This window comes from Burkholderia territorii (assembly GCF_902833055.1).
In the GTDB taxonomy this organism is placed as follows: domain Bacteria; phylum Pseudomonadota; class Gammaproteobacteria; order Burkholderiales; family Burkholderiaceae; genus Burkholderia; species Burkholderia territorii.
In genome coordinates, this window is the sequence record NZ_CADFEJ010000011.1 from 124,373 (window position 1) to 148,702 (window position 24,330).

25 protein-coding genes and 2 tRNA genes are annotated in these 24,330 nt (G+C 67.8%); 19 read left to right on the plus strand and 8 right to left on the minus strand.

What is annotated here, in order from left to right:
- Positions 1 to 70 precede the first annotated feature (70 nt).
- Positions 71 to 1,270 carry a nicotinate phosphoribosyltransferase gene (gene pncB, locus HW466_RS19595; RefSeq protein ID WP_059447944.1) on the minus strand — a complete coding sequence of 400 codons (1,200 nt, stop codon included), beginning with the start codon at positions 1,268 to 1,270 and terminating at the stop codon, positions 71 to 73.
- 287 nt (positions 1,271 to 1,557) lie between these two features.
- Here pncB and fdxA point away from each other — a divergent pair, with 287 nt between their 5' ends.
- The 8 genes from fdxA (at position 1,558) to HW466_RS19635 (ending at position 5,938) form a co-directional block, all read left to right on the plus strand.
- Complete coding sequence (gene fdxA / locus HW466_RS19600) at positions 1,558 to 1,881, plus strand: ferredoxin FdxA (protein ID WP_042583454.1); 324 nt, start codon at positions 1,558 to 1,560, stop codon at positions 1,879 to 1,881.
- Between the two features lie 105 nt (positions 1,882 to 1,986).
- A tRNA-Asn gene (locus tag HW466_RS19605) sits at positions 1,987 to 2,062 on the plus strand.
- 75 nt (positions 2,063 to 2,137) lie between these two features.
- Positions 2,138 to 2,213: transfer RNA gene (locus HW466_RS19610), tRNA-Asn, on the plus strand.
- Positions 2,214 to 2,320: 107 nt separating this feature from the next.
- Positions 2,321 to 2,806 (plus strand): CreA family protein, encoded by a 486-nt coding sequence (locus HW466_RS19615; RefSeq protein ID WP_151004841.1) that lies wholly within the window; start codon positions 2,321 to 2,323, stop codon positions 2,804 to 2,806.
- Positions 2,807 to 2,867: 61 nt separating this feature from the next.
- Positions 2,868 to 3,773, plus strand: a complete 906-nt coding sequence (locus tag HW466_RS19620) for an AraC family transcriptional regulator (RefSeq protein ID WP_059502903.1) — start codon at positions 2,868 to 2,870, stop codon at positions 3,771 to 3,773.
- A gap of 120 nt (positions 3,774 to 3,893) precedes the next feature.
- On the plus strand, positions 3,894 to 4,667 hold the full coding sequence (locus HW466_RS19625; RefSeq protein ID WP_059977918.1) for an AzlC family ABC transporter permease: 774 nt from the start codon (positions 3,894 to 3,896) through the stop codon (positions 4,665 to 4,667).
- Complete coding sequence (locus tag HW466_RS19630) at positions 4,664 to 5,002, plus strand: AzlD domain-containing protein (protein WP_059771604.1); 339 nt, start codon at positions 4,664 to 4,666, stop codon at positions 5,000 to 5,002. The genes HW466_RS19625 and HW466_RS19630 overlap by 4 nt, the downstream gene beginning before the upstream one ends.
- A 159-nt stretch (positions 5,003 to 5,161) precedes the next feature.
- Positions 5,162 to 5,938 carry a DUF4088 family protein gene (locus tag HW466_RS19635; protein WP_059771602.1) on the plus strand — a complete coding sequence of 259 codons (777 nt, stop codon included), beginning with the start codon at positions 5,162 to 5,164 and terminating at the stop codon, positions 5,936 to 5,938.
- 117 nt (positions 5,939 to 6,055) lie between these two features.
- Here the strand turns inward: HW466_RS19635 and HW466_RS19640 are convergent, their stop codons facing one another.
- The gene (locus HW466_RS19640) at positions 6,056 to 6,466 is read right to left on the minus strand and encodes a hypothetical protein (protein ID WP_059798690.1); all 411 of its coding nucleotides are present in this window, start codon (positions 6,464 to 6,466) and stop codon (positions 6,056 to 6,058) included.
- Between the two features lie 284 nt (positions 6,467 to 6,750).
- Between HW466_RS19640 and HW466_RS19645 the strand changes: the two genes are divergently transcribed.
- The 3 genes from HW466_RS19645 to fumC all read left to right on the plus strand — a co-directional run bounded on the left by HW466_RS19645 (position 6,751) and on the right by fumC (position 10,022).
- On the plus strand, positions 6,751 to 6,969 hold the full coding sequence (locus HW466_RS19645; protein WP_151005894.1) for an RNA-binding S4 domain-containing protein: 219 nt from the start codon (positions 6,751 to 6,753) through the stop codon (positions 6,967 to 6,969).
- 129 nt (positions 6,970 to 7,098) lie between these two features.
- Complete coding sequence (gene norM, locus HW466_RS19650) at positions 7,099 to 8,487, plus strand: multidrug efflux MATE transporter NorM (protein ID WP_059848622.1); 1,389 nt, start codon at positions 7,099 to 7,101, stop codon at positions 8,485 to 8,487.
- 140 nt (positions 8,488 to 8,627) lie between these two features.
- Positions 8,628 to 10,022, plus strand: coding sequence for a class II fumarate hydratase (fumC, locus tag HW466_RS19655; RefSeq protein ID WP_151005892.1), 1,395 nt, complete (start codon positions 8,628 to 8,630; stop codon positions 10,020 to 10,022).
- 60 nt (positions 10,023 to 10,082) lie between these two features.
- On the opposite strand, the gene HW466_RS19660 is transcribed toward fumC, so the two are convergent.
- Both HW466_RS19660 and HW466_RS19665 read right to left on the minus strand, forming a co-directional pair.
- Positions 10,083 to 10,595 (minus strand): acyl-CoA thioesterase, encoded by a 513-nt coding sequence (locus HW466_RS19660; RefSeq protein WP_014897688.1) that lies wholly within the window; start codon positions 10,593 to 10,595, stop codon positions 10,083 to 10,085.
- 144 nt (positions 10,596 to 10,739) lie between these two features.
- Complete coding sequence (locus tag HW466_RS19665) at positions 10,740 to 10,877, minus strand: hypothetical protein (protein ID WP_170296709.1); 138 nt, start codon at positions 10,875 to 10,877, stop codon at positions 10,740 to 10,742.
- A gap of 179 nt (positions 10,878 to 11,056) precedes the next feature.
- Between HW466_RS19665 and HW466_RS19670 the strand changes: the two genes are divergently transcribed.
- Positions 11,057 to 11,764 (plus strand): ArsR/SmtB family transcription factor, encoded by a 708-nt coding sequence (locus HW466_RS19670; protein WP_059447982.1) that lies wholly within the window; start codon positions 11,057 to 11,059, stop codon positions 11,762 to 11,764.
- A 162-nt stretch (positions 11,765 to 11,926) separates the two neighbouring features.
- A complete protein-coding gene (locus HW466_RS19675) occupies positions 11,927 to 14,434 on the plus strand; it encodes a DUF6600 domain-containing protein (RefSeq protein ID WP_174905765.1) in 2,508 nt (835 codons plus the stop codon).
- Between the two features lie 106 nt (positions 14,435 to 14,540).
- On the opposite strand, the gene HW466_RS19680 is transcribed toward HW466_RS19675, so the two are convergent.
- Together HW466_RS19680 and HW466_RS19685 are read right to left on the minus strand one after the other, a co-directional pair.
- Entirely contained in the window at positions 14,541 to 15,512 is a 972-nt protein-coding gene (locus HW466_RS19680) for a thymidylate synthase (protein WP_151006223.1), read from the minus strand.
- A gap of 42 nt (positions 15,513 to 15,554) precedes the next feature.
- Positions 15,555 to 16,952 carry a sigma-54 dependent transcriptional regulator gene (locus HW466_RS19685; RefSeq protein WP_059807328.1) on the minus strand — a complete coding sequence of 466 codons (1,398 nt, stop codon included), beginning with the start codon at positions 16,950 to 16,952 and terminating at the stop codon, positions 15,555 to 15,557.
- A gap of 473 nt (positions 16,953 to 17,425) precedes the next feature.
- On the opposite strand from HW466_RS19685, the gene HW466_RS19690 reads away from it, so the two are divergent.
- Together HW466_RS19690 and HW466_RS19695 are read left to right on the plus strand one after the other, a co-directional pair.
- The gene (locus tag HW466_RS19690; protein WP_230940507.1) at positions 17,426 to 17,779 is read left to right on the plus strand and encodes a hypothetical protein; all 354 of its coding nucleotides are present in this window, start codon (positions 17,426 to 17,428) and stop codon (positions 17,777 to 17,779) included.
- Positions 17,780 to 18,071: 292 nt separating this feature from the next.
- The gene (locus tag HW466_RS19695; protein WP_060339047.1) at positions 18,072 to 18,572 is read left to right on the plus strand and encodes a dihydrofolate reductase; all 501 of its coding nucleotides are present in this window, start codon (positions 18,072 to 18,074) and stop codon (positions 18,570 to 18,572) included.
- A gap of 83 nt (positions 18,573 to 18,655) precedes the next feature.
- On the opposite strand, the gene pmbA is transcribed toward HW466_RS19695, so the two are convergent.
- The gene (gene pmbA, locus HW466_RS19700; protein WP_059447931.1) at positions 18,656 to 20,026 is read right to left on the minus strand and encodes a metalloprotease PmbA; all 1,371 of its coding nucleotides are present in this window, start codon (positions 20,024 to 20,026) and stop codon (positions 18,656 to 18,658) included.
- A gap of 128 nt (positions 20,027 to 20,154) precedes the next feature.
- Between pmbA and yjgA the strand changes: the two genes are divergently transcribed.
- Both yjgA and mog read left to right on the plus strand, forming a co-directional pair.
- Positions 20,155 to 20,760: a ribosome biogenesis factor YjgA gene (yjgA, locus tag HW466_RS19705; RefSeq protein ID WP_272481525.1), complete on the plus strand. Its 606-nt coding sequence runs from the start codon at positions 20,155 to 20,157 to the stop codon at positions 20,758 to 20,760.
- A complete protein-coding gene (gene mog / locus HW466_RS19710) occupies positions 20,744 to 21,361 on the plus strand; it encodes a molybdopterin adenylyltransferase (protein ID WP_081053640.1) in 618 nt (205 codons plus the stop codon). Before yjgA ends, mog begins: the two co-directional genes overlap by 17 nt.
- Positions 21,362 to 21,377: 16 nt before the next feature.
- Here the strand turns inward: mog and orn are convergent, their stop codons facing one another.
- On the minus strand, positions 21,378 to 21,998 hold the full coding sequence (orn, locus tag HW466_RS19715) for an oligoribonuclease (protein WP_059447929.1): 621 nt from the start codon (positions 21,996 to 21,998) through the stop codon (positions 21,378 to 21,380).
- A gap of 96 nt (positions 21,999 to 22,094) precedes the next feature.
- Between orn and HW466_RS19720 the strand changes: the two genes are divergently transcribed.
- Positions 22,095 to 23,354 carry a M48 family metallopeptidase gene (locus tag HW466_RS19720; protein WP_151004067.1) on the plus strand — a complete coding sequence of 420 codons (1,260 nt, stop codon included), beginning with the start codon at positions 22,095 to 22,097 and terminating at the stop codon, positions 23,352 to 23,354.
- A complete protein-coding gene (gene rsgA, locus HW466_RS19725; protein ID WP_059502926.1) occupies positions 23,351 to 24,292 on the plus strand; it encodes a ribosome small subunit-dependent GTPase A in 942 nt (313 codons plus the stop codon). Before HW466_RS19720 ends, rsgA begins: the two co-directional genes overlap by 4 nt.
- Positions 24,293 to 24,330: the final 38 nt, after the last annotated feature.

Here is a 24,330-nt window from a genome sequence, read left to right on the forward strand (position 1 = left end):
GTTGGCGTGCGATACCGTCGGATTATACCGGCCGCCCTCGCCGCGACGCACCTGGCCGCATGGCCGACGCTTACTGCGATGCGTCCTCGTCGACCGGCTGCGCGATGCCGAACACCTGGCGCAGGTACGCGAGATACGCTTTGTCGTCGCACATGCTCTTGCCCGGCGAATCCGACAGCTTCGCGACCGGCTGCCCGTTGCAGCGGACCATCTTGATCACGATCTGCAGCGGCACGTAGCCGAGATCGTTCGTGAGGTTGGTGCCGACGCCGAACGCGAGCTTGCAGCGGCCGCGGAACCGTTCGTACAGCTGCATGACCTTCGGGATGTCGAGCGCGTCGGAGAACACGAGCACCTTGGTACGCGGATCGCAGCGGTTCGCCTCGTAGTGGCGCAGCATGCGCTCGCCCCACTCGAACGGGTCGCCCGAATCGTGGCGCGCGCCGTCGAACAGCTTGCAGAAGTACATGTCGAAGTCGTTGAGGAACGCGTCCATCCCGTAGACGTCCGACAGCGCGATCCCCAGGTCGCCGCGATACTCCTTCGCCCACATCTCGAAACCGTAGGTCTGCGAATCGCGCAGCCGCGGGCCGAGCGCCTGGCAGGCCTGCAGGTATTCGTGGGCCATCGTGCCGAGCGGCGTCAGGCCGTGCTTCATCGCGTACAACACGTTGCTCGTGCCCGCGAACTGCGCGCCGAGCCCGTCGCGCAGCGTGAGCGCGACCTCCTCGTGCCACACCTTCGAGAAGCGCCGGCGCGTGCCGTAGTCGGCGATCTTGCAGTCGGCGAACTCGGGCTTCGCGCCGAGCAGCTTGATCTTCTCGCGCAGCCGCTCGCGGCCTTCGCGATAGTCGGGCTCGCGCTGCGTGTTGCGGAAATAGACTTCGTTGACGATCGCGAGCACCGGAATCTCGAACAGGATCGTGTGCAGCCACGGCCCCTCGATCACGATGTCGATCTCGCCGTTGCCCTTCGGCGAAGGCATGATCGAAATGTATTTCTCGTTCAGGTGGAACAGCGCGAGGAAGTCGACGAAATCGCTCTTGATGAAGCGCATGCGCCGCAGGTAGTCGAGCTCGACGTCGGTGAAGCGCAGCGAACAAAGGCCGCGCACCTCGTCGCGGATCTCGTCGATGTACGGGACGAGATCGACGCCGGGCGTGCGGCACCGGAACCGGTACTCGACGTTTGCGGCAGGAAAGTGATGCAGGACGACCTGCATCATCGTGAACTTGTAGAGATCCGTGTCGAGCAGCGAAGTGATGATCATGATTACGGCACCGCCAATATCGTGACACGGCCCGGCGCACCGCGCGCCGCCCGGTCTGCGGCCATGTTACCCGAATGCGGGCCCGACCATCGTGAAACCGCCCGCGCACTGCCCGCGCGCGTCGCGCGAATGCCGCATGCGCGAGCAGCGAGGTTGCCGCCATAAACTAATCACGAAACGATATAAGCCGGAAAGCCGACCACGCGATGCGGGTTTTGCGCTTCAGTTACAATGCCGCTTTTGGCGCAAACGCCACCCCATATATACCGCCAAGCAGGAGCGTTTTAATGACTCACGTTGTGACCGAAGGCTGCATCAAGTGCAAATACACGGATTGCGTGGATGTGTGCCCGGTGGATTGCTTCCGTGAAGGTCCCAACTTTCTCGCCATCGATCCGGACGAGTGCATCGACTGCGCCGTGTGCGTCGCCGAGTGCCCGACCAATGCGATCTATGCCGAAGAAGACGTTCCGGGCGACCAGCAGCAGTTCACCGCGCTGAACGCGGAACTCGCCAAGAACTGGCCGTCGATCACGAAGACGAAGCCGGCACCGGCCGACGCGGACGAGTGGAAGGACGTGCAGGAAAAGCTGCACCTGCTCGAGCGCTGATCGCGCAGCGGCGCCGCAAAAAAATTTTTGTGCGTCGCCGCTCAAAAGTGTTGACAGGTTAGCGAACGCTCCATAGAATCTCGTTTCTCTGCTGTTGTTGTTTGTTCCCCGATAGCTCAGTCGGTAGAGCGCCGGACTGTTAATCCGTAGGTCCCTGGTTCGAGCCCAGGTCGGGGAGCCAAAAACGCAAGAGCCCGTTGAAAGTGGACGGGTTTTTTGTTGGTTACCGAACAACGAAGCAGATGTACCGATTTATTCCCCGATAGCTCAGTCGGTAGAGCGCCGGACTGTTAATCCGTAGGTCCCTGGTTCGAGCCCAGGTCGGGGAGCCAGACAGCAAAAGGCCCGTCATTCGACGGGCCTTTTGTTTTTCCGGCGCCCATCGGCCACCGCCGCGCGTGCTAGAGTCTGTGTCCCGCATTCGCATCCGGTTCCGTCAATGAAGCACCGCCTCCTTTCCGCCGCGCCGTTCACCCTTCTGCTCTCCGCCGTTGCCGCCGCGCCATTCGCGCACGCGGAGGAAGTCGGCAGCGTCAACACCCATTTCCGCGTGACGGGCTCCGATCGCGTGGTCGTCGAAGCGTACGACGATCCGCTCGTGACGGGCGTCACCTGCTACGTGTCGCGCGCGCGCACCGGCGGGATCAAGGGCACGCTCGGCGTCGCGGAGGATCCGAGCGAAGCGTCGATCGCGTGCCGGCAGGTCGGCCCGCTCAGCTTCAAGGAGCCGCTCAAGCAGCAGACCGACGTGTTCAGCGAGCGGATGTCGTTCATCTTCAAGACGCTGCACGTCGTGCGCGTGGTCGACAAGAAGCGCAACACGCTCGTCTATCTGACCTACAGCGACCGCATCGTCAGCGGCAGTCCGAAGAACGCCGTCACTGCCGTGCCGATGCCGGCCGGCACGACGATTCCGGTCAAGTAAGCCCGCGCCGGCCGGGCGCCGGAGCGATACACTGTCGATTCGACCGCCCGCGCGCCCGAACATGTCCGCCACCCGCCTTCTTCCGGACTCCGCACGTTACTGGCGCACGCCGCTGCTGCCGGACGCGGATCTGCTCACGGCCACCTATCGCAACCACACGTTCGCGCCGCACTGGCACGACGCGTACACGATCCCCGTGATCCTCGAGGGCGCGGAGCGCTACACCTGCCGCGGCAGCGGCCATGTCGCCGAAACGGGCACCGTGCCCGTGATCAATCCCGGCGAAGTGCACACGGGCTCGCGCGCGACCGACGAAGGCTGGTGCTATCGCGTGAGCTATGTGCCGGTCGACTACATCCGTGCGCTCGCGCGTGCGATCGCGGGGCGCCCGCAGGATGCGCCATGGTTCCCGTCCGACGTGATCCGCGACGCCGATCTCGCGGCGCGGCTCGCGCTGGCCCATCGGATGATGGAGGCCGGCAGCGAATCCATGACGCCGTTTCACCCGCAAGAGCAGCCGGCTGCCGAGGCGCCGGCCGCCGCGGCGCCGCGCGTCTACGATCCGCTCGCCGCCGAAACGGCGATGCTCGATGCGTTGTCGACACTGATCGTGCGCCATGCCGACGCGCGGCTGCAGCCGGCGGCGCTCGCGGCCGACGAGCCGCGCGTCGACGCGATGCGCGAGCGGCTCGCCGCCGATCTCACGGGCACGGTCACGCTTGACGACGTCGCGCAGGCCGCCGGCCTGTCGCCGTTTCACGCGGCCCGGCTGTTCACCCGGACGATCGGAATGCCGCCGCACGCATGGCGCAATCAGTTGCGGCTGCAGCGCGCGCTTGCGCCGTTGCGCGCCGGCGTGCCGATCGCCGATGTCGCCGCGGCCAGCGGCTTCGTCGACCAGAGTCACTTCTCACGGCATTTCAAACGAATGTTCGGCGTGCCGCCCGGCCGCTGGCAAGCGCGCTGACGCATACTCCGCGGCCTGCAATCGACAGCGCGCGGCATCCGGCACGCGGCTTGCGCCGCCGGCACCGCGGGCGCAAGAACGTACAAGCCGTCACGGCTGCGCACCGCTATCCTGCAATTCATGGAAACGCGCCCCTTGAAACCCGCACACTCGAATTCACCGCAGCCCCGCCGCCCGCTCAACGAATGGTTCGACGGCGCACGCGACACGATCCCGATGATGATCGGCGCGGCACCGTTCGGCGTGATCTTCGGCACGCTGGTCGGCGGCGGCCCGCTCGCCGCATGGCACGGTGCGCTGATGTCGCTTGCGGTGTTCGCCGGCTCCGCCCAATTCATCGCGCTCGGCCTGATCGCCGGCAGCGCGAGCTTCGTCGTCGTGCTCGCGACGACGCTGATCGTGAACCTGCGTCACCTGTTGTACAGCGCGACGCTCGCGCCGTACGTCGCGCACCTGCCGCTGCGCTGGCGCGCGACCCTCGGTGCGCTGATGACCGACGAGGTGTTCGCCGTCGCCTACGCGCACTACCGGCACTTCCCGCCCGGTACGATCGGCCCCCACTACTTCTTCGGCTCCGGCCTCGCGATGTACCTGAACTGGCAGGTCTGGACGCTGGCGGGCATCGGCTTCGGCGCGGCTTTCCCCGGCCTGCAGTCGCTCGGCCTCGATTTCGCGATGGCGGCGACCTTCATCGCGATCGTCGTTCCGCAGCTCGGCACGCTGCGCTATTTCGCGGCCGCCGCGACAGCCGGCACGCTCGCGTACTTCTGGCAAGGCTGGCCGTACAAGCTCGGGCTGCTGGGCGCGGTCGCCGCCGGCGTCGCGGTCGGCGTCGCGCTGACGTTGCGGCACGCGCGTTCGCGCACCGCTTCACGCACGGAGACCGCCTCGTGAGCTACGCGCTGCTGATCCTCGGAATGGCCGTGATCACCTATGCGATCCGCACGACGCTGTTCCTGTTCGGCGAGCGGCTGACTTTCCCGCCGCTGGTCCGGACCGCGCTCGGCTTCGTGCCCGTCACCGTGCTGACCGCGATCATCGTGCCGATGACCGTCTCGCCGCACGGCGGCACGGCCGAGCTGACCTGGCGCAATCCGCAGCTCGTCGGCGCGCTCGCCGCCGTGCTCGTGTCGGCGACGACACGCCGGCCGCTCGTGACGATCGCGGTCGGGCTCGCGGTGTTCTTTGTCTGGCAAGGGATCGTGATGCCGCACTGGCTGTCGGCCTGAGCGAACGTCGACGGCGGCGCTCAAGTTTTCGCCCGGCGCGCCGATATCGGGTATGAAGACCCGCCATCAGCCTCGGCGCGAACCGGTCCGTCGACGCTGCGCCCGCACCGGTGCACGATGTCGGCCGCCGGCCCGCGCGGGCCGCCATCGAGACGATTCATGGGCCAGATCACCCTTTCCCTCAAGGACGACACGCTTGCGTCCCTGCGCAAGGACTACGACGCGTTCGTGCGTGTGTCGCTGAAACTCGACCCGCAGTTCGCGACGCCGTCGTTCGAGGATTTCCTGCGCGCCAAGTTGCTCGACAACATGGTGCCGCTGACCGAGCACGCCGTGCAGCGGATGCTCGAGGGCGGCCAGTACGCGTGGGCGAAGCGCACGCTCGACAAGGAATTTCCGGATGTCGTCGCGATCCTGATGCGACAGGCCGGCGAATTCGGCTTCGGCTTCGCGTCGCGCTCCGAATGGACGCCGGACGAGCTCGCGAAGGCATGCCGCGACTGGGCCAAGGCGATCGTCGCCGAAGCGCAGGGCGACGCGTCGCTGGTCGATCCGCTCGCCGCGCAGATCAAGGGCGCCGTGCAGGACATCCAGGCGCTCGAGGAAATGATGCAGACGCCCGCATGGCGGCTCGCGGAATCGCTGCGGCAGCGCGTCTACGAGGCGAAGCTCGCGTGCGAGATGAGCGTCGGCAGCGCCGCGCGCGACAAGCTCGGCGAGCTGCGCGGCCTGCTGCGGCTCGGGCTTGCGCACGGTTCGTTCCAGAAGCAGGAAGCGCAGCAGATCATGGAGTATCTGCGGCTGCTGAAGCCGGAGATCTTCGTCGACGAGCCGTACGACGTATTCGCGCGGCTCGCCGCGTGGCTGCGCAGCGTATTCACGCCTTCCGCCGCGCGACCGGCTCACGGGCCGGGGCCGGAACAGCACCGGCCATGACGGCACGCGTGCCCGCATGAAGAACGGCCCGGTTCGCGCGAAGCGAACCGGGCCGCCGATCGATCGCCGTCACGACGCGCCGTCCGGGGCGAACGTCGTGCGACGTCGCGGGACCGCTTATTGCGCGGCGCCCGAGGCCGATGCGCCGCCCTGCACGCCTGTCGACGCGCCGCCCTCGACGGCCTCGTCGCCCACCTTCGACTTTGCGGTGCCGGCACGATGCTTGGCCGACTTCGTCGCATGCTTCGCGTGCTTCTTGGCCGAATGGACCGACGACGACGCCGTATCCTTCGCGCCGTCGGCTGCCGCGCCAGCCGCGTCGGTCGCGCCGCCGACCGCATTGCCGGACGCATTCGCGCCGGCACCGCCCTGCATGCCTGCGTCTGCGCCCGCGCCTGCTGCCGGCGCCTGCGTCTGCACGCCGGCACCTGCGGTGCCCTGTGCCGCGACGCCCGTTTGCGCGAACGCGGCCGAAGTGGCGAACGCCGTCAGCGCGGCACCGATCAGCATCGTACGAATCTTGGACATGACAATCCTCCTCAAGAAGTTGTGGGCGCGGACCGCGTCGATGCGATCCGTCGCGTCCCCTGCCGCAACACGCGGCAAGTACGAGGAAAGACCCGCCCGCCTCACTTGCGGTTCTCCAATCTCTCAGACTGTTACCCACCGTTTCATTTGCTGACGAATCGCTCACAGTCCTTAACAACTGCGGCGCGCGGGCCCGCGCGAGCGTGCGCACTCGCGCGCGGGGCCGCGCTGCCGTATGATGCGGGGCGACTCCTCCCTCCCGCGCACCGCGCGCTTCCTTCGTCATGCCCAACCTGGATTTCACGCTGACCGGCAAATACGTCGAGCTGCACAACCTTCTCAAGATCACCGGCCTCGCGGACAGCGGCGGCACCGCGAAGATGTTCGTCGCGTCCGGCGCGGTGAAAGTCGACGGCGTGGTCGAACTGCGCAAGACGTGCAAGATCCGCGCGGGCCAGGTCGTGCTGTTCGGCGACACGCGGATCGCGGTTCACGACGCGTAGCGCTTCCCCCTGACCGTGACATGGCCATCGGTGCGCGCGTTCGACACCGTTCGAATAAAGCCGTAAGCTAGCCGTCTCTCAAAATAAATACAGACAGCGCGGGCCCGCATCCGCGCGAGCGCTCATTCCATGTCGCATTCCGGTCTTACGCGGACGGCCGCCGCGCCGCCGTCCCTGTCCAGTCATGCCGCCGATACCGCGCGCCTCGCCGCGCCGCTCGCGATCGCGCAGCTTTCGCAGATGGCGATGAGCGTCACCGACACGGTGCTGCTCGGCTCGCTCGGCCCCGATTCGCTCGCGGCCGGCGGCCTCGGCGCGAACTTCTTCTTCGTCATCGTGACCGTGCTGCAGGGCGTGCTGTCGTCCGTCAGCGTGAGCGTCGCGCATGCGCGCGGCGCGCAGGCGGAACATCGCGTGCCGCACATCTACTGGACCGGCTTCGCGCTGTCCATGTTGCTCGCGATTCCGGCAATCATTGCGCTGTCGCTGTCCGAACCGATCCTGCTGATGTTCCACGAGCCGCCGACGCTCGCGCATCACGTCGGCGAGTACACCGGCATCCTGCGGTTCGCGGCGCTCGGCAGCTTGATCGGCGTCGGACTGATGCGCGCGTTCCTGCCGGCGATCGGCGCCGCGCGACGCCTGCTGTGGGTGTCGATCGGAGGCGTCGGCGTCAACGGCGTGCTGAACTACGGGCTGATTCACGGCGCATTCGGCTTGCCGCGGCTCGGCTTCCTCGGCTCGGCGGTCGCGACGACCATCACCATCTGGCTCACCGCGCTCGCGCTGATCTGGCTGCTGCATGGCCGCCAGCGGTTCCGCCATTTCGTGACGGCCGCCCGTCCGAAACTGCCCGTGATGGGCGAGCTGATCGGCATCGGCTGGCCGGTGGCGATCACGTACGGGGTCGAATCGACGCTCTTTCTCGCCACCGGTCTCACGATCGGCGTGCTCGGCGCGACGTCGCTCGCCGCGCACCAGATCGCGCTGAACGTCGCGTCGGTCGCGTTCATGGTGCCGCTCGCGATCGGCCAGGCCGCCAACGTGCGAGTCGGCTACTGGGTCGGCGCCGGCCAGCCGGTCGCCGCGCGGCATGCGGGCTTCGTCGCGCTTGGCCTGGGCGTCGCGTTCATGTCGCTGTCGGGGCTCGTGCTGATCGTCGCGCCGCATGCGATCGTCGGCCTGTATCTGCAACTCGACGACCCGGCCAACGCGCCGACCGTTTCGCTTGCCGCGTCGCTGCTCGGCATCGCCGCGGTGTTCCAGATCGTCGACGGCATGCAGACGGTCGGGTCGGGCGCACTGCGCGGGCTGCGCGACACGCGCATCCCGATGCTCGCTGCGACCTTCGGCTACTGGGGCATCGGTTTCCCGACCGGCTACTGGCTGGCGTTCCATGCCGGCCTCGGCGCTCGCGGCCTCTGGTGGGGGCTCGCCGCCGGCCTCGCGAGCGTGGCCGTGCTGATGGCCTGGCGCTTTCACCGGAAGACTGCGTCGCTCGTCGCGTCGCCGCGTTGAGCTCGGCACGACGCGAAATCTCGGGCGGCGCTATGCTTGTCGGCTGAAGACCAGGACGCCGCGCCAGCGGCGCGATTGCCTCACGATACGCCAGGCGCCGCGCGACGCGCGGCCTTTCCCCTTTCCAGGAGGAGTGCATCATGAACGAAGCAGTTCGGATGGAACGCGACACGTTCGGCGAGATCGCCGTGCCGGCCGACCGGCTCTGGGGCGCGCAAACGGAACGCTCGCTGCAGAATTTCCGGATCTCGACGGAAAAGCAGTCGCCCGAGCTGATCCACGCGCTCGCGATCGTCAAGCGCGCCGCGGCCGCCGTGAACCAGTCGCTCGGCGTGCTGGCCGACGACAAGGCGCGCGCGATCATCGACGCGGCCGACGAGATCATCGCGGGCAAGCACCCGCGCGAATTCCCGCTCGCGGTCTGGCAGACGGGCTCCGGCACGCAGACCAACATGAACCTCAACGAGGTGATCGCGAATCGCGCGAGCGAGCTGCTCGGCGGCGAGCGCGGCGAAGCACGCAAGGTCCACCCGAACGACGATGTAAATCGCGGCCAGTCGTCGAACGATGTGTTCCCGACCGCGATGCATGTCGCGGCCGCCTACGCGATCGTCAACCATCTGCTGCCCGCGCTGCGCACGCTGCGCGCGACGCTGGACGCGAAGTCGAAGGCCTTCGCCGACATCGTGAAGATCGGCCGCACGCATCTGCAGGACGCGACACCGCTCACGCTCGGCCAGGAATTCTCCGGCTACGTCGCGCAGCTCGACCAGGGCGTCCGGCACGTCGAATCGGCGCTGCCGCACCTGTACGAACTCGCGCTCGGCGGCACCGCAGTCGGCACCGGGCTGAACGCGCATCCGGAGTTCGCGGTGCGCGTGGCCGACGAGATCGGCCGGTTGACGAAGCTGCCGTTCGTGACCGCGCCGAGCAAGTTCGAGGTGATGGCCGCCGCCGACGCGCTGGTGTTCGCGCATGGCGCGCTGAAGACGGTCGCGGCCGGCCTGATGAAGATCGCCAACGACATCCGCTGGCTCGCGAGCGGGCCGCGCTGCGGGCTCGGCGAACTGTCGATTCCGGAAAACGAACCGGGCAGCTCGATCATGCCCGGCAAGGTGAACCCGACGCAGTCCGAAGCCGTAACGATGCTGTGCTGCCAGGTGTTCGGCAACGACGTCGCGGTCAACGTGGGCGGCGCCAGCGGCAATTTCGAGCTCAACGTGTTCCGGCCGATGATCGCGCACAACGTGCTGCAGTCGGTGCGGCTGCTCGCGGACGGCGCGCAGGGCTTCAACGACCACTGCGCGGTGGGCATCGAGCCGAACCGCGCGCGCATCGACATGCTGCTGAACGAATCGCTGATGCTCGTGACGGCGCTCAACCCCCACATCGGCTACGACAAGGCCGCGCAGATCGCGAAGAAGGCGCACAAGGAAGGCACGACGCTGAAGGCCGCCGCGCTCGCGCTCGGCTACCTGACCGAGGCGGAATTCGACGCGTGGGTGCGACCCGAGCAAATGATCGGCTCGCGGTAATCGCGCCGTTGACGCCATGACGGACGGGCGGGCGAGCCGCTTACGCGGCGCCCGTTGCCGTCAGACGGTGCCCTTCGCCACTTCCTCGGGCTTCATCTCGACGATCTTGTCGAGCGCGGCGCGCACGTCGGCCGCATATTTTGCGAGCACCTTCTGCTCGTCGGTTTCGGGCACGAACGGCGGCACCGGCACCGGGTTGCCGTTCTCGTCGACCGCGACGAACACGACGAGGCAGTCGGTCGTCTGGCGCAGTACGCCGCCCTTCGGATCGCCGGCGTGCACGGACACATGAATGTGCATGCTGGTGCGCCCGGTCGCGACGACGCGTGCCTTCAATTCCACCAGGTTGCCGACGAGAATCGGACGCTGGAAGCGGATGTTGCCGACGCTGACCGTCACGCAATAGCGGCTTGACCAGACCGCCGCACACGCATACGCGACCTCGTCGATCCACTTCATCAGCGCGCCGCCGTGTACCTTGCCGCCGAAGTTCACGGACGACGGCTCGGCGAGGAAGCGGAATACGGTTTCGGTGCGGTCGAGGGCGGCCGGTACGGGGGACGGTTGGGACATCGTGATAGCTCCAGGCGGCGGGGGCGCTGCAATCGGCGCATTATACGTTGCACTGCGGCAACACGTCGCGGCGCCCGCCGCGCGGCGGCGACGGCACGCGCCCCCGTGCGCCAAGCCGGCATCGGCACCGGAAATCGGCGGCCGTCAGCGGCGCACCGTGATGCCCTGGTCGATCGTTCCGTACATCTCCAGGCTGCCGCCGCGCTCGCCGGTGCCCGCGCCGCCGTTCGCACAGGCTGCGCAAAGGAACGCGGCCGCCAACACGCAGAAAATCGTCTTCATCGTTGCATCGTGTCACATGCGGCGGCCCACTGCCGCCGCGTCCGGTCATTCTACGCGCGCGCCGCCGGCGACCGCGGGTCGCGCACCGCCCCGCCGCATCCGACATTTCAACCGAACACGAAACATCGAATGTGCGCGGGCGCCTACACTGCAGTCATTCCGCCTGACGAGACACGATGATGACCGATCAAGACGACCACCATTTTCCAGGCCTGAGCCGGATCGGCGCGCTGATCGCCGATCCCGGACGCGCCGCGATGCTGTGGGTGCTGATGGACGGCAGCGCACGGCCGGCCGGCGAACTGACGATGATCGCGGGACTGTCGCCGTCCGCGGCGAGCGCGCACCTCGCGCGCCTGACCGAAGGCGGGCTGCTCGCGCTCGACGTGCGTGGCCGGCACCGCTACTACCGGCTCGCATCCGCCGACATCGCGGCGTCGCTCGAGGCACTCGCGAACGTGGCCCGCGCGGCCGCGCCGAACCGTCCGGTGCCGCCACCGTCACGCACGGTGCCGGCCGAACTGCGCTATGCGCGCACCTGCTATGACCACATGGCCGGCGAACTCGCGGTTCGCATCTTCGACGGACTCACCGCGCGCGGCTGGCTGCAGGCCGACGGCGACGCGATCGAAGCCACGGAACTCGGCACGCACGCGCTCGCGCGCTGGGGCATCGACGTCGAGCAGCAGCGCACGCGCCGCCGCCGTTTCGCATGCGGCTGTCTCGACTGGAGCGAACGCCGACCGCATCTCGGCGGCGCGCTGGGCGCGGCACTGCTCGACAGCTTCTGCGCGCGCGGCTGGATCGAGCGCACCGCGCGGCCGCGCGTGCTGCGCGTCACCGTGCCCGGACAGCAGATTTTCGACGACTGGCTTACGTCCGCTTGACGCGCGCATTGCGAGCGGGCGACAACGGCGCGCGTTGGACAGGTTTTGTTACATCGCGTGCCATTCGACTTACAAAACACCGAGCACTGAAACAGGCCGAGCGGATATTGTGAACTCAACGGCACGAATCGACGCGCCGCGATAACGACGAAGACGCTCATCATGGCCTCCCTGTTCACGCTCAAGCGAACCGCCCACTGCACGCTGCTCGCGTTCGCCACGCTGACGACCCTGCCCTGCGCATTCGCGCAAGCGACACAGGCCGCGGCGTACGCGGCCGCCCAAGAGCCGGGCGGCGATCCGCCGGGCCGCGTGGCCCGGCTCAACTACATGTCGGGTGCCGTGACGACGGAGCCGGCCGGCACCGACACGTGGTCATACGCCGCCGTGAACCGGCCGCTGACGACCGGCGACCAGCTGTGGAACGATGCCGGCGCACGCTCGGAGCTGCACATCGGCTCGACCGCGGTGCGTCTCGGCGAATCGACGAGCCTGTCGGTCCTGAATCTCGACGACAACACGACGCAGTTGAAGGTCGGGCTCGGCACCCTGTCGACACACGTGCGCGGTCTGCCGCCCGGCGGGACCTACGAAATCGACACGCCCAATCTTGCGCTCGGGATCACGGGCCCCGGCGACTATCGCGTGGATGTCGCGCCGAACGGCGCGACCACGACAGTCACCGTCCGCAGTGGCAGCGCCACCGTCTACGGCAGCAACGGGCAGTATCCGCTGTCGCCCGGGCAACAGGTCGTGTTCACCGGCACCGACCTGCAGGTCGCGCAGCAATCGGCCGCGCCGGCCCCCGATGCGCTCGACCAGTGGGCCGCGAGCCGCGATGCGGCCGAGCAGCGCTCGGTGTCGGCCCGCTACGTATCGCGCGACATTCCCGGCTACCAGGACCTCGATGCGAACGGTACGTGGCGCGAAACCCCGAATTACGGCGAGGTCTGGGTGCCGAACGACACGCCGGCCGACTGGGCGCCGTATCACGACGGCCACTGGATCTGGCAGGCGCCCTGGGGCTGGACGTGGGTCGACGATGCCCCGTGGGGCTTCGCGCCCTATCACTACGGCCGCTGGGCCTATGTCGACGACAGCTGGGCATGGGTGCCCGGCCCGATGGTCGTCAGCCAACCGCCCGTCTACGCGCCCGCACTCGTCGCGTTCGTGGGCGGTGGCGGCGGTCCCGACTGGAGCGTCGCGCTGACGGTCGGCGGCGTCGCCGCGGCCGGCTGCGCGTGGTTCGCGCTCGGCCCGGGCGAGCCCTGGCATCCCGGCTGGGGCGGCTGGAGCCCGCATTACTACGACCGCGTGAACCGGAACATCGTGGTCAACAACGTGACGGTCAACAAGACCGTGAACGTGACGAACATCACCAACATCACGAACATCAACAAGACGTACGTGAACTTCCGCGCACCGCACGCGATCACGGCCGTGCCGGCGTCCGCGTTCGTGCACGGTCAGCCGGTCGCGCACTTCGCGCAGCACGTCGACCCGCAGCAATGGCGCAACGCGCACGTGATGCCGGGCACCCCCGGCATTGCCCCGGTGCGCCAGAGCTTTACCGGCGGCCTGCGCACGGCCAGCTACCGGCCGCCGGCAGCGATCGGACAGCACACGTTCGTTGCCACACGCAATCCGGCGATACCGGCCGCGTATCGCGACCAGGCGGCCGCGCATCTCGCCCGGCAAGGCGCGCGCGTGCCGGGCGCCGGTGCGCCCGTCGCGAGGACGAACGTGCCGGCCGACTATGCGGCTCGCCCCGTCCGCGTGCCGGGCAATCCGAAAGCCGGTGCGTGGGCGATGCGCAACGTGCAGCTCGTGAATCCGCACGGTCCCGTCGTGCAACCGGCGCATGCGTCGCGCGACGGGCAGCCGGCCCCGGCACAGGCACTCGCCGCCAGGCCGGGCGCGCCGATGCCGATCGGGCCGAATGGTGCACGGCCGATGAACGGCGAGGCTCCCAACGCGCCGCGCTTTGCGAACGGCGCCACGCCGCAGGCGCCGGGCAATCCGGCTGCGCATCAGGCGCCGGGCGTCGGAAATGGCGTCCCGCACCCGCCGATGGCCGTCAACGCGCCGACCGGGCGCGACAGCGCGCATGCAGTCGCCGCACCCGCGCCCGCGTGGATGCAGCCGCACACGCCGATGGAGCGTCAGCGCGCGACGCCGCCGACGGCGCTCCACGCAGCGGGACAGAATGCGCTGCCGCCCGTGCGGGGCGCGGCACCCGTTCCGCATCCGGAAGCCACGCCCGGCGCGCCGCTCGGCGGGCGGCAGGAAACCCCGCGCGCGCTGCCGCAACCACGACTCGATACGACCGCGCAGATTGCGCAGCCGCGTCCGCGCCCCGATTTCGCTGCGCCGGCCCAGCATGCGCAGCCGCGGCCCGAGCGGGCCGCCCCGGCGCCGCAACCGCGCCCCGAATTCGCGCAACCGGCACCGCGACGCGAAGTCGCGCCGCCGCACGTGAACGAGTACCGCCCGCCCGCGCCGGCCGTGCATGAAATGCCGCGACCGCAGCCGCAAGCGCCGCGCATGGAACCGCGGCCGTCGATGCCAGCACCGCACATGGAACCACGGCCGCAACCGGCTCCGCACGTCGAGGCGCCGCGCCCGAGCAATCCGCCGCCCGGCGGCCACGACGAGCGGCATCGCCAGTAACCGCGGCCGATGAAGCAAAAAGGACCGACCGGCACGTGCCGGTCGGTCCTTCTTCATTCTGCGTGACGCGGGTCGCGTAACCCGCGCCGTCATCGAACGCCGGGGCTCAGACCGCCATCGGCGCCGTCAGCGGCTCATGATGCCGGTAGCCGACGAGCGAGAAGTCGGACGGCTCGATCCGCTCGAGCCATTCGGGCGCATAAACGCCCGTCTTCGCGTAGTCCGGCACGCGCTCGGCAATTTCGAGCCGCGGGCTGTCGTACGGTTCGCGCGTGAGCTGCCGCTGCAGCATGTCCAGCTGGTTCTCGTAGATGTGCGCGTCACCGATGAAGTACGTGAACCAGCGCGGCGTATAACCCGTCAGCCGACCGACGAGCGACAGCAGTGCAGCGCCTTCCGTCAGATTGAACGGCGTGCCGAGCCCGACGTCGTTGCTGCGGATGTACAGGCACAGCGAAATCTCGCGCTTCGTGACGTTCGGCAGGAACTGATACAGCAGATGGCACGCGGGCAGCGCGATCTGGTCGAGCACGGCCGGATTCCACGCGTGAAACAGGATGCGGCGATCGGCCGGGTTCTCCATGATCGTGTCGAGGCACTGGCGCAACTGGTCGATCGCCTTGTAGAGCAGCACTTTCGGCGCACCGTCCTCGTCGAAGCGCGTGACGATCCGGAAACCGCGGCGCGTCGCGTCGGCGATCTGCGCGTCGGCGCCCGCGTCGAGCACCTTGTAGCCGGGCCACTGACGCCATTGCACGCCGTACACGTCGCCCAGGTCGTCGACGCCCTGGCGGTACGGATTCGCGAGCCACTGCGCATTGTCGTTCGCGTTCGCATCCCACACCTTGCAGCCGAGCGCGCGGAAATCGGCCGCGCTTCGCGATGCCCGCAGGAAACCGACCAGTTCGCCGATCGCGGACTTGAACGCGAGCTTCTTGGTCGTCACGGCCGGGAAACCTTGCTGCAGGTCGAACCGCAGCATCGCACCGGGCATGCTGATGGTGCGGATGCCCGTGCGGTTCTCCTGCCAGGTGCCGGTGTCGAGGATGGTGCGAACGAGGTCGAGATACTGTTTCATGCGGGTTCCTTCGGCCGCGAGGGCGGCCGTCACCCGCCAATTTTAGCAAGCGTGATGCCGAATCTCCGGCAACGGCGCCGAAAACCCTGCCAGCGGGTCGCCGCGATCGCGCATGCCATGCGCGCACATCAGCCGGTACAGCGTGACGCGCGACACACCGAGTTCGCGCGCCGCATCGGCAAAACGGCCACGGTGGCGCAGCAGCGCCTGCTCGATCGCCTGCCGTTCGGCCGCTTCTCGCGCCTCGGTGAGCGACACGGGCGCCAGCGTCGCGAATTCGTTGAGTTCGAGATCGGCCGCGGTGATCATCCGGCCCTCCGACATCACGATCGCCCGGCGCACGCGATTGATCAGCTCGCGCACGTTGCCGGGCCACGAATAGCCGTACAGCGCGGCGATCGCGTCCGGCGAAAAGCCGCGCAGGCGGCGATGCGCGTCGCCCTTGAAGCGTTCGAGCATGTGGCGCGCCAGCAGCTCGATATCCTTGCCGCGCGCGCGCAGCGGCGGCTCCTCGATCTTCAGCACGCACAGCCGGTGGAACAGGTCCTCGCGAAACCGCCCGTCGCGCAGCGCCGCTTCCATGTCCACGTGCGTCGCGCAGATCACGCGCACGTCGACCGGCACCGATACATGCGCGCCGAGCCGCTCGATCTTGCCTTCCTGCAGGAATCGCAGCAGGCTCGCCTGACTCTCGAGCGGCAGGTCGCCGATCTCGTCGAGAAACAGCGTGCCGCCATTCGCGGCCTCGACACGACCGATCTTGCGCTGGTTCGCGCCCGTAAAGGCGCCGCGTTCATAGCCGAACAGTTCGGCTTGCAGCAGTGTCGACGGAATCGCGCCGCAATTGATCGCGACGAACGGCGCCTGCGCGCGCGCCGAGCGCTCGTGGATCGCAACGGCCGTCAGTTCCTTGCCGGTACCCGATTCCCCGGAGATGAACACCGGTGCATCGGTCGTCGCGACGCGCCGGATCGTCCTGAACAGCCCGAGCATCGCGTCGCAGGTGCCGACCATCTCGCCTTCGGTGCGCCCGGCGCCGACCGGCGGCGCCACCGGGTCGGTCAGTGCGACCATGCCGTGCGCATGGCCGATCGTCTCGACGATGCGCGACGCCTCGTACGGCATCGTCACGTAGTCGAAGCAATAGTCGCGAATGAGATGCCGCAGCGTGGCGTCCTGCAACTGCCCGCGCCGGGTCGCCGCGATCCAGCCGATGTGCTGGATGCTCAGACACGTCTCGAGTTCGCGCAAATCGGCGGGCCGAAAGCCCGGCGAGAAATCGAGCAGGCCGGCGGTTGCCACGCCGTGCTGCACGACACGCCGCACGTCGCGCGCGCTTTCCGCAAGATCGACGCGCCACCCGCATTCGTCGAAATGCCCGCGCAACGCATCGTTCGGCTCGCGCGAGAAATAGATCACATGCCGCTGCTCGGCTCCCATATGCCCACCCCGTTCATCAACCGTCTAACGATTGCCGCGCACGCCAAGTCGCGTGCAAAAGGATCGAACCGGGTCAGCCGAAGCGGCTCGATTCGCCATGCCGATGCGCGACAACAACCGGCCTCGCATGATGGCGCTTGTTTCGCGTCCAGTTATTTTTTGGTCACGACGGCTTAGTTATAGGCGCTGAATACGACAATCCAGTTGCAGCGCAGACGGGCGAGCGGCCGAATCGCTCAATGGTCGACGTTCATCAATCATCTGCACATAGCACATGCGCAGTGACGCGTGCCTGCATCGACACACGCACAAATTTTCATCCTTGAAGCGTATCGATTGAATCCGCAGTATTCCCGAGCCCCGTCGTTTCACGCCTGAAACATTTCCCGGCGTTTTCGATTGCGATTCGCGACGCTCTCCCGCGGATCGCAGACGAGACAACGCTCTTCGCCCGATGGCATGCATTTCGCTGAATGTGCAACGGATCGGAGAAGGCGGCCATGCGAACACTTTTTTCACGGTCTTGCGTGCAGATGACGATTGCGTTTGCGCTCGCGTGCGCGTTCATGCCGGCACGCGCGGACGAAAGCGTGCAGCCCGAACGCGCGATGCTGCTTGCCGGTAACGCGCCGCGCATGCAACCGAACAACCGCATCGCTATCGTGCCGGTCGCCGCACCGCGACCGCGTTCGTCGGGCAAGACATGGGTGACGCTCTGGGACGAGCTCGCCCCGTCTGCTCCATTGCCGATACCGATTCCTGTTCCGCTTCCCGGCAATGCGCAGCACGCAATGGAGGGAAACGCCGGAAACCGCATGCATCAATAATTCGCACACGACGCAGACGCCGCCCGATCGCTGAGGATTCCAGATTGAATGGAATGAGCGAGTACGTTTGCTGCAGCGTCGATATCGCGACGCGAAGCTTTTTTGTGTCCGTCCCCCGGCGGGCACTCTTTTTATTCGGAAGGTCACGGCGCGAAGGCCGCACCTCGTCTTCGCAGGCGACGCGCTGCCGACCGGAGGCCGCCAACGCGCCGGCGCATCCGCAGCGGTGCGGCCGCGCGCCGCCATTCCGGTAGAATCGGCGCCATTCCCGCTCTCCTCTTTCCCGACCTTCATGACGACGTTGACCCTGATCGTCGCGCGCGCCCGCAACGGCATCATCGGCCGCGACAACCAGTTGCCCTGGAAACTTCCCGAGGACCTCGCGTTCTTCAAACGCACGACGATGGGCGCACCGATCGTGATGGGCCGCAAGACTCACGAGTCGATCGGCCGGCCGCTGCCGGGCCGGCGCAACATTGTCGTGACGCGCGACGCGGCGCGCCGCTTCGACGGCTGCGACACCGTCACGTCGCTCGCCGATGCACTCGCGCTCGCCGCGCGCGACGGCGTCGCCGAAGCCTTCCTGATCGGCGGCGCACAGCTCTATGCGGAAGGCCTGCAACTCGCCGACAAGCTGATCGTCACCGAAATCGACGCGGACTTCGACGGCGATGCGTCGTTCCCGGCGCCCGATCCCGCGCACTGGCAGGAAGTGTCGCGCGAGCCGCATCAGGCCACCGCGCCGAATACGTTCGGCTATGCGTTCGTCGTCTACGCGCGCAAACGCGACTGACACGCGGCACACGACAAAAAGCCCGGCCGGCGCACGCGCGCCGGTCGGGCTTTTACGTTTCCTGGCGGCCGACGCCGCGCCGCTTACTGCCCGGCGATCGTCATCTGCTCGATCAGCACCGAGCCGGTTTCCTTCGTACCGCGCACGATCGAATCCGCGCCGATCGCGACGATGTGCCGGAACATCTCCTGCAACGTGCTCGCGACCGTGATTTCCTCGACCGGATACTGGATCACGCCGTTCTCGACCCAGAAGCCGGCCGCGCCGCGCGAATAGTCGCCGGTCACGTAGTTCACGCCCTGCCCCATCAGCTCGGTCAGCAACAGGCCCGTGCCCAGCTTCTTCAGCATCGCGTCGAAATCGTCGCCCGGCTGCGTGTTCGAGCTGCGCAGCGCGAGGTTGTGCGAGCCGCCCGCGTTGCCGGTCGTCTGCGTGCCGAGCTTGCGCGCCGAATAGGTCGACAGGAAGTAGCCTTCGACGACACCGTCGCTGACGACGCTGCGCGCACGTGTGCGCACGCCTTCCTCGTCGAACGGCGCGCTGCCCATCGCGCGCGGCACGTGCGGATCCTCGACGACCTGCACGTGCGGCGCGAACACCGGCTTGCCGAGACTGTCGACGAGGAACGACGTCTTGCGGTACAGCGCACCGCCGCTGACGGCCTGCACGAATGCGCCGAGCAGGCCGGCCGCGAGCGGCGCCTCGAACAGCACGGGCACCTTGCGCGTGTCGAGACGGCGCGCGCCCATGCGCGCCAGCGCGCGCTCGGCCGCATAGCGCCCGACGGCTTCCGGCGCCGCGAGATCGACCGCGCTGCGCTTCGACGAATACCAGTCGTCGCGCTGCATGTGGCGGCCGGTGCCCGCGATCGGCGCACACGCGATGTAGTGGCGCGAGTACGGGTAGCCGGCGAGGAAGCCGCGCGACGTCGCGAGCACGAACTGCGAATGCTGCGCCGACACGCTCGCGCCTTCCGAGTTGCGGATCTGCGGGCTGACCGCGAACGCGGCGTCCTCCGCGCGGCGGGCGAGCTCGACGGCGTCGTCGGCGGTGAGCGCCCACGGGTGGTAGAGATCGAGGTCGCGCGGGTCGGTTTCGAGCAGCTCGGCCTCGGCAAGGCCGGCCGCGTCGTCCTCGGCCGTGAAGCGCGCGATGTTGTACGCGGCGGCGACGGTATCCTTGATCGCGGCCGGCGAGAAGTCCGACGTGCTCGCGTTGCCGCGCTTCTTGCCGATGAACACCGTCACGCCGACCATCTTGTCGCGGTTGTGTTCGATCGTCTCCACCTCGCCGCGACGCACCGACACCGACAGGCCGTCGCCTTCGGAGATTTCGGTCGCGGCGTCCGTCGCGCCGAGTGCCTTCGCATGGCGAAGGATGTCGGAGGCAATTTCCTTGAGCTGGTCCTGCGTGTGCGGGAAATAGCGCGCTTGTACGTCGAGATTGGCTGCCATCGTCGTGATATCCGGTGGCGGGCGTGCCGCCCGCATGTTCAAAATGTTGCGTATCCCGCGATCATAGCAAGGTCCGGGGCCACATACCGACAAGCTTGGGGTGTCCGCGCCGCGATACAATGCCGCCCATGACACGCAAAACCCGAATCCAGCCGATCGAGCATGCCGACGACGACACCGGCAATGGCTACGATCGCCCCAGCAAATCCCAGTTGAAACGCGAGATGCACGCGCTGCAGGAGCTCGGCCAGGCCCTGGTCGACCTGCCGAAGGACGCGCTCAAGCGCATGCCGATGCCCGAGGATCTGGCCGACGCCGTGCGCGAGGCGCGCCGGATCACCGATCACGAAGGCAAGCGCCGCCAGCTCCAGTACGTCGGGCGCGTGATGCGCTCGCTGACCGACGAAGAAACCGCCGCCCTGCGCACCGCGCTGGATGCCCAGCGAGGCGTGAACAAGGCCGCGACGGCCCGCCTGCACTGGATCGAGCGCACGCGCGAACAGCTGCTCGCCAGCGACGACGCGCTGACCGAGTTCCTGCGCCAGCATCCCGAAGCCGACATCCAGGAAGGCCGCACGCTGATCCGCAACGCGCGCAAGGAAGCGCAGCAAGGCAAGCCGCCGCGCTATTTCCGCGAGCTGTTCCAGTGGATCAAGACCGCGAGCGGCACGGACGAGACCGACGCAGACGAAGCGCCGGACGAAGCCGGAGACGACCATGACGACGAAGCGTAACCACCCGGACGAGCTCGTGGTCGGCCTCGTGTCGATCAGCGACCGCGCCAGCACGGGCGTCTACGAGGACAAGGGCATTCCGGCGCTGCAGGAATGGCTCGCCGGCGCATTGCGCTCGCCGTGGCGCGCCGAAACCCGGCTGATCCAGGACGACGCGCCGACGATCTCCGCCACGCTGACGGAACTCGTCGACGTCGCGGGCTGCGACCTGGTGCTGACGACCGGCGGCACCGGCCCGGCCCGGCGTGACGTGACGCCGGAAGCCACGCTGGCCGTTGCGACGAAGGAAATGCCGGGATTCGGCGAACAGATGCGGCAGATCAGCCTGAATTTCGTGCCGACCGCGATCCTGTCGCGGCAGGTCGCGGTGATCCGCGAGACGGCCGACCATGCGGCGCTGATCATCAACCTGCCCGGCCAGCCGAAGTCGATCCGGGAAACGCTCGAAGGGCTGCGCGACGCCGACGGCAAGTCGACCGTGCCGGGCATCTTCGCAGCGGTGCCCTACTGCATCGACCTGATCGGCGGCCCGTACATCGAGACCGACGCCGCGGTGGTCGCGGCGTTCCGGCCTAAGAGCGCACAACGCACGCCGCGTTGAGCGCGTGCCGGCCCGCTCAGACGGCCGGCGCGGACTCGCCCGCCGGCGCCGATGCCGCCGGAATCAGGAAATGCTGGCGGTAGTACTTCAGCTCGTCGATCGACTCGTGGATGTCCGCGAGCGCCGTGTGCATCGCGCGCTTCTGGAAGCCCTTGTAGATCGCGGGCTGCCAGCGGCGGCACAGCTCCTTGAGCGTGCTGACGTCCAGGTTGCGGTAGTGGAAGAACCGCTCGAATTCGGGCATCCAGCGCGCCATGAAACGGCGGTCCTGGCAGATCGAATTGCCGCACATCGGCGACTTGCCGGGCGATACGTACTGCGCGAGGAACGCCTGCAGCTGCGCGGCGGCGTCGGCCTCGGTCACGGTCGACGCGCGCACGCGGTCGATGAGGCCCGAGCGGCCGTGGGTCGACTTGTTCCAGTCGTCCATCTTCGCGAGCGTCTCGTCGCTCTGGTGGATCGCGAACACGGGGCCTTCCACCGCGATGTCGAGCGTGGAATTGGTCACGACGACCGCGATTTCGATGATGCGGTCGTTATCCGGGTCGAGGCCCGTCATCTCCATGTCGAGCCAGACGAGGTTCAACTCGTTGCGCACGAGCGCGGGCTGGCTGGCGGAAGCGGCGGTATCGGTCATGAGTCATCCTGGAAAATGGCGGGCGGCGGGCATTGCATGAGCGGGCCCGGTCCGCAAGAACATATAATTCTCGCATAGAACCCTTTGGCGCCTTCGATGTCACCCTTTTCGTTCACCCTGCTGTTCGCGATCGCCGTGCTCGCGATGGTCGTCACCAAGCTGTGGCTCGCGTCGCGGCAGATCCGCTTCGTCGCCGCCCACCGCAACGGCGTGCCCGCGCAGTTCAGCGCCGCCATTCCGCTGACCGCCCATCAACGCGCGGCCGACTACACGGTCGAGCGCACCAGGCTGGCGATGTTCGAGATCGTCGTCAGCGCGGCCGTGCTGGTCGGCCTCACGCTGCTCGGCGGCGTCGGCGCGCTGGACACGCTGCTGACGGGCTGGCTCGGCCGCGGCTACGCGCAGCAGGTCGCGCTCGTCGCCGCCGTGCTCGCGATCACGGGCGTGATCGACGTGCCATTCGAGTATTACCGCCAGTTCGGGATCGAACAGCGGTTCGGCTTCAACCGGATGACCAAGCGCCTGTTCTTCACCGACATGCTGAAGAACACGCTGCTCGGCGCCGTGCTCGGCCTGCCGCTGCTGTTCGTCGTGCTGTGGCTGATGAATCAGGCCGGCAGCCTCTGGTGGCTGTGGACCTGGATCGTCTGGGTCGCATTCCAGATGCTCGTGCTGCTGATCTACCCGACCTTCATCGCGCCGATCTTCAACAAGTTCGAGCCGCTGAAGGACGAAGCGCTGCGCACGCGCATCGAGTCGCTGATGAAACGGTGCGGCTTCGCGGCGAAGGGCCTGTTCGTGATGGACGGCAGCCGCCGTTCCGCGCACGGCAACGCGTACTTCACGGGCTTCGGTGCGTCGAAGCGGATCGTATTCTTCGACACGCTCCTCGCACGGCTGTCCGGCCAGGAAATCGAGGCCGTGCTCGCGCACGAACTCGGTCATTTCAAGCGCCGCCACGTGATGAAGCGGATGCTCGTGTCGTTCGTGCTGAGCCTCGTGCTGCTCGCGCTGCTCGGCTGGCTCGCGCAGCGCACGTGGTTCTACACGGGTCTCGGCGTCACGCCGTCGCTCGACACGAGCAACGCGGGCGCCGCGCTCGTGCTGTTCTTCCTCGCAATCCCCGTGTTCCTGTTCTTCGCCACGCCGGTCAGCAGCCTGACGTCGCGCAAGCATGAATTCGAAGCCGATGCGTTCGCGGCCAGCCAGACCGATGCGCAGGACCTCGTCAGCGCACTCGTGAAGCTGTACGAGGACAACGCGTCGACGCTCACGCCGGACCCGGTCTACACGGCCTTCTACTACTCGCATCCGCCCGCGTCGCAGCGGATCGACCGCCTGATGCAGCACGCATGAGCCGGCCGACCTCCCGCAAGCCGGCCCCGCGCGCATCCGGCGCGCCGCGAGTCGAAGGCCGCGTGATCGCGGCGCACGGCCGGCACTACATCGTCGCGCCCGACGACGGCGGCCCGATGCTGCAGTGCTTCCCGCGCGGCAAGAAAAGCGAGATCGCGGTCGGCGACCGCGTCGTGTACGAACAGGCGTCGGCCGACCAGGGCGTGATCGTCGAGATCGGCGAGCGGCGCAACCTGCTGTACCGTTCCGACCAGTTCAAGTCGAAGCTGTTCGCGGCGAACCTCGACCAGTTGCTGATCGTGCTCGCGACCGAACCCTACTTCAGCGAGGACCTGCTCGGCCGCGCGCTGATCGCGGCAGAAGCGAACGAACTGAAGCCGCTCGTCGTGCTGAACAAGATCGACGTCGAGGCCGCGCTGCCGGTCGCCCGCGAGCGGCTCGCGCCCTACCGCGCGCTCGGCTACGACGTGCTCGAGCTGTCGGTGAAGGGCGCGCCCGACGATGCGCGCGCGCAACTGATGCCGCATCTGGCCGGGCATTCGACGATCCTGCTCGGCCAGTCGGGGATGGGCAAGTCGACGCTCGTGAACCTGCTCGTACCCGATGCCGAAGCCGCGACCCGTGAAATCTCGGCCGCGCTCAACAGCGGCCGCCACACGACGACGTTCACGCGCCTGTACCCGCTCGAAGGCGGCGGCGCGCTGATCGATTCGCCGGGCTTCCAGGAATTCGGCCTCTACCACCTGACGGAAGGCCGCCTGGAGCGCGCGTTCCCGGAATTCCGCCCGCTGCTCGCGCACTGCCGTTTCTATAATTGCCATCATCTGCACGAGCCGGGCTGCGCGATTCTCGAAGCCGTCGCGGACGGCCGCATCGCGCCGTCCCGCCATGCGCTTTACGCGCAGCTCGTGCACGAGGCAAGCCAGGTCGTTCGCTGAGTTCTCGGCGAACGGCAGGCACCGGGCCGAAGCCGCCC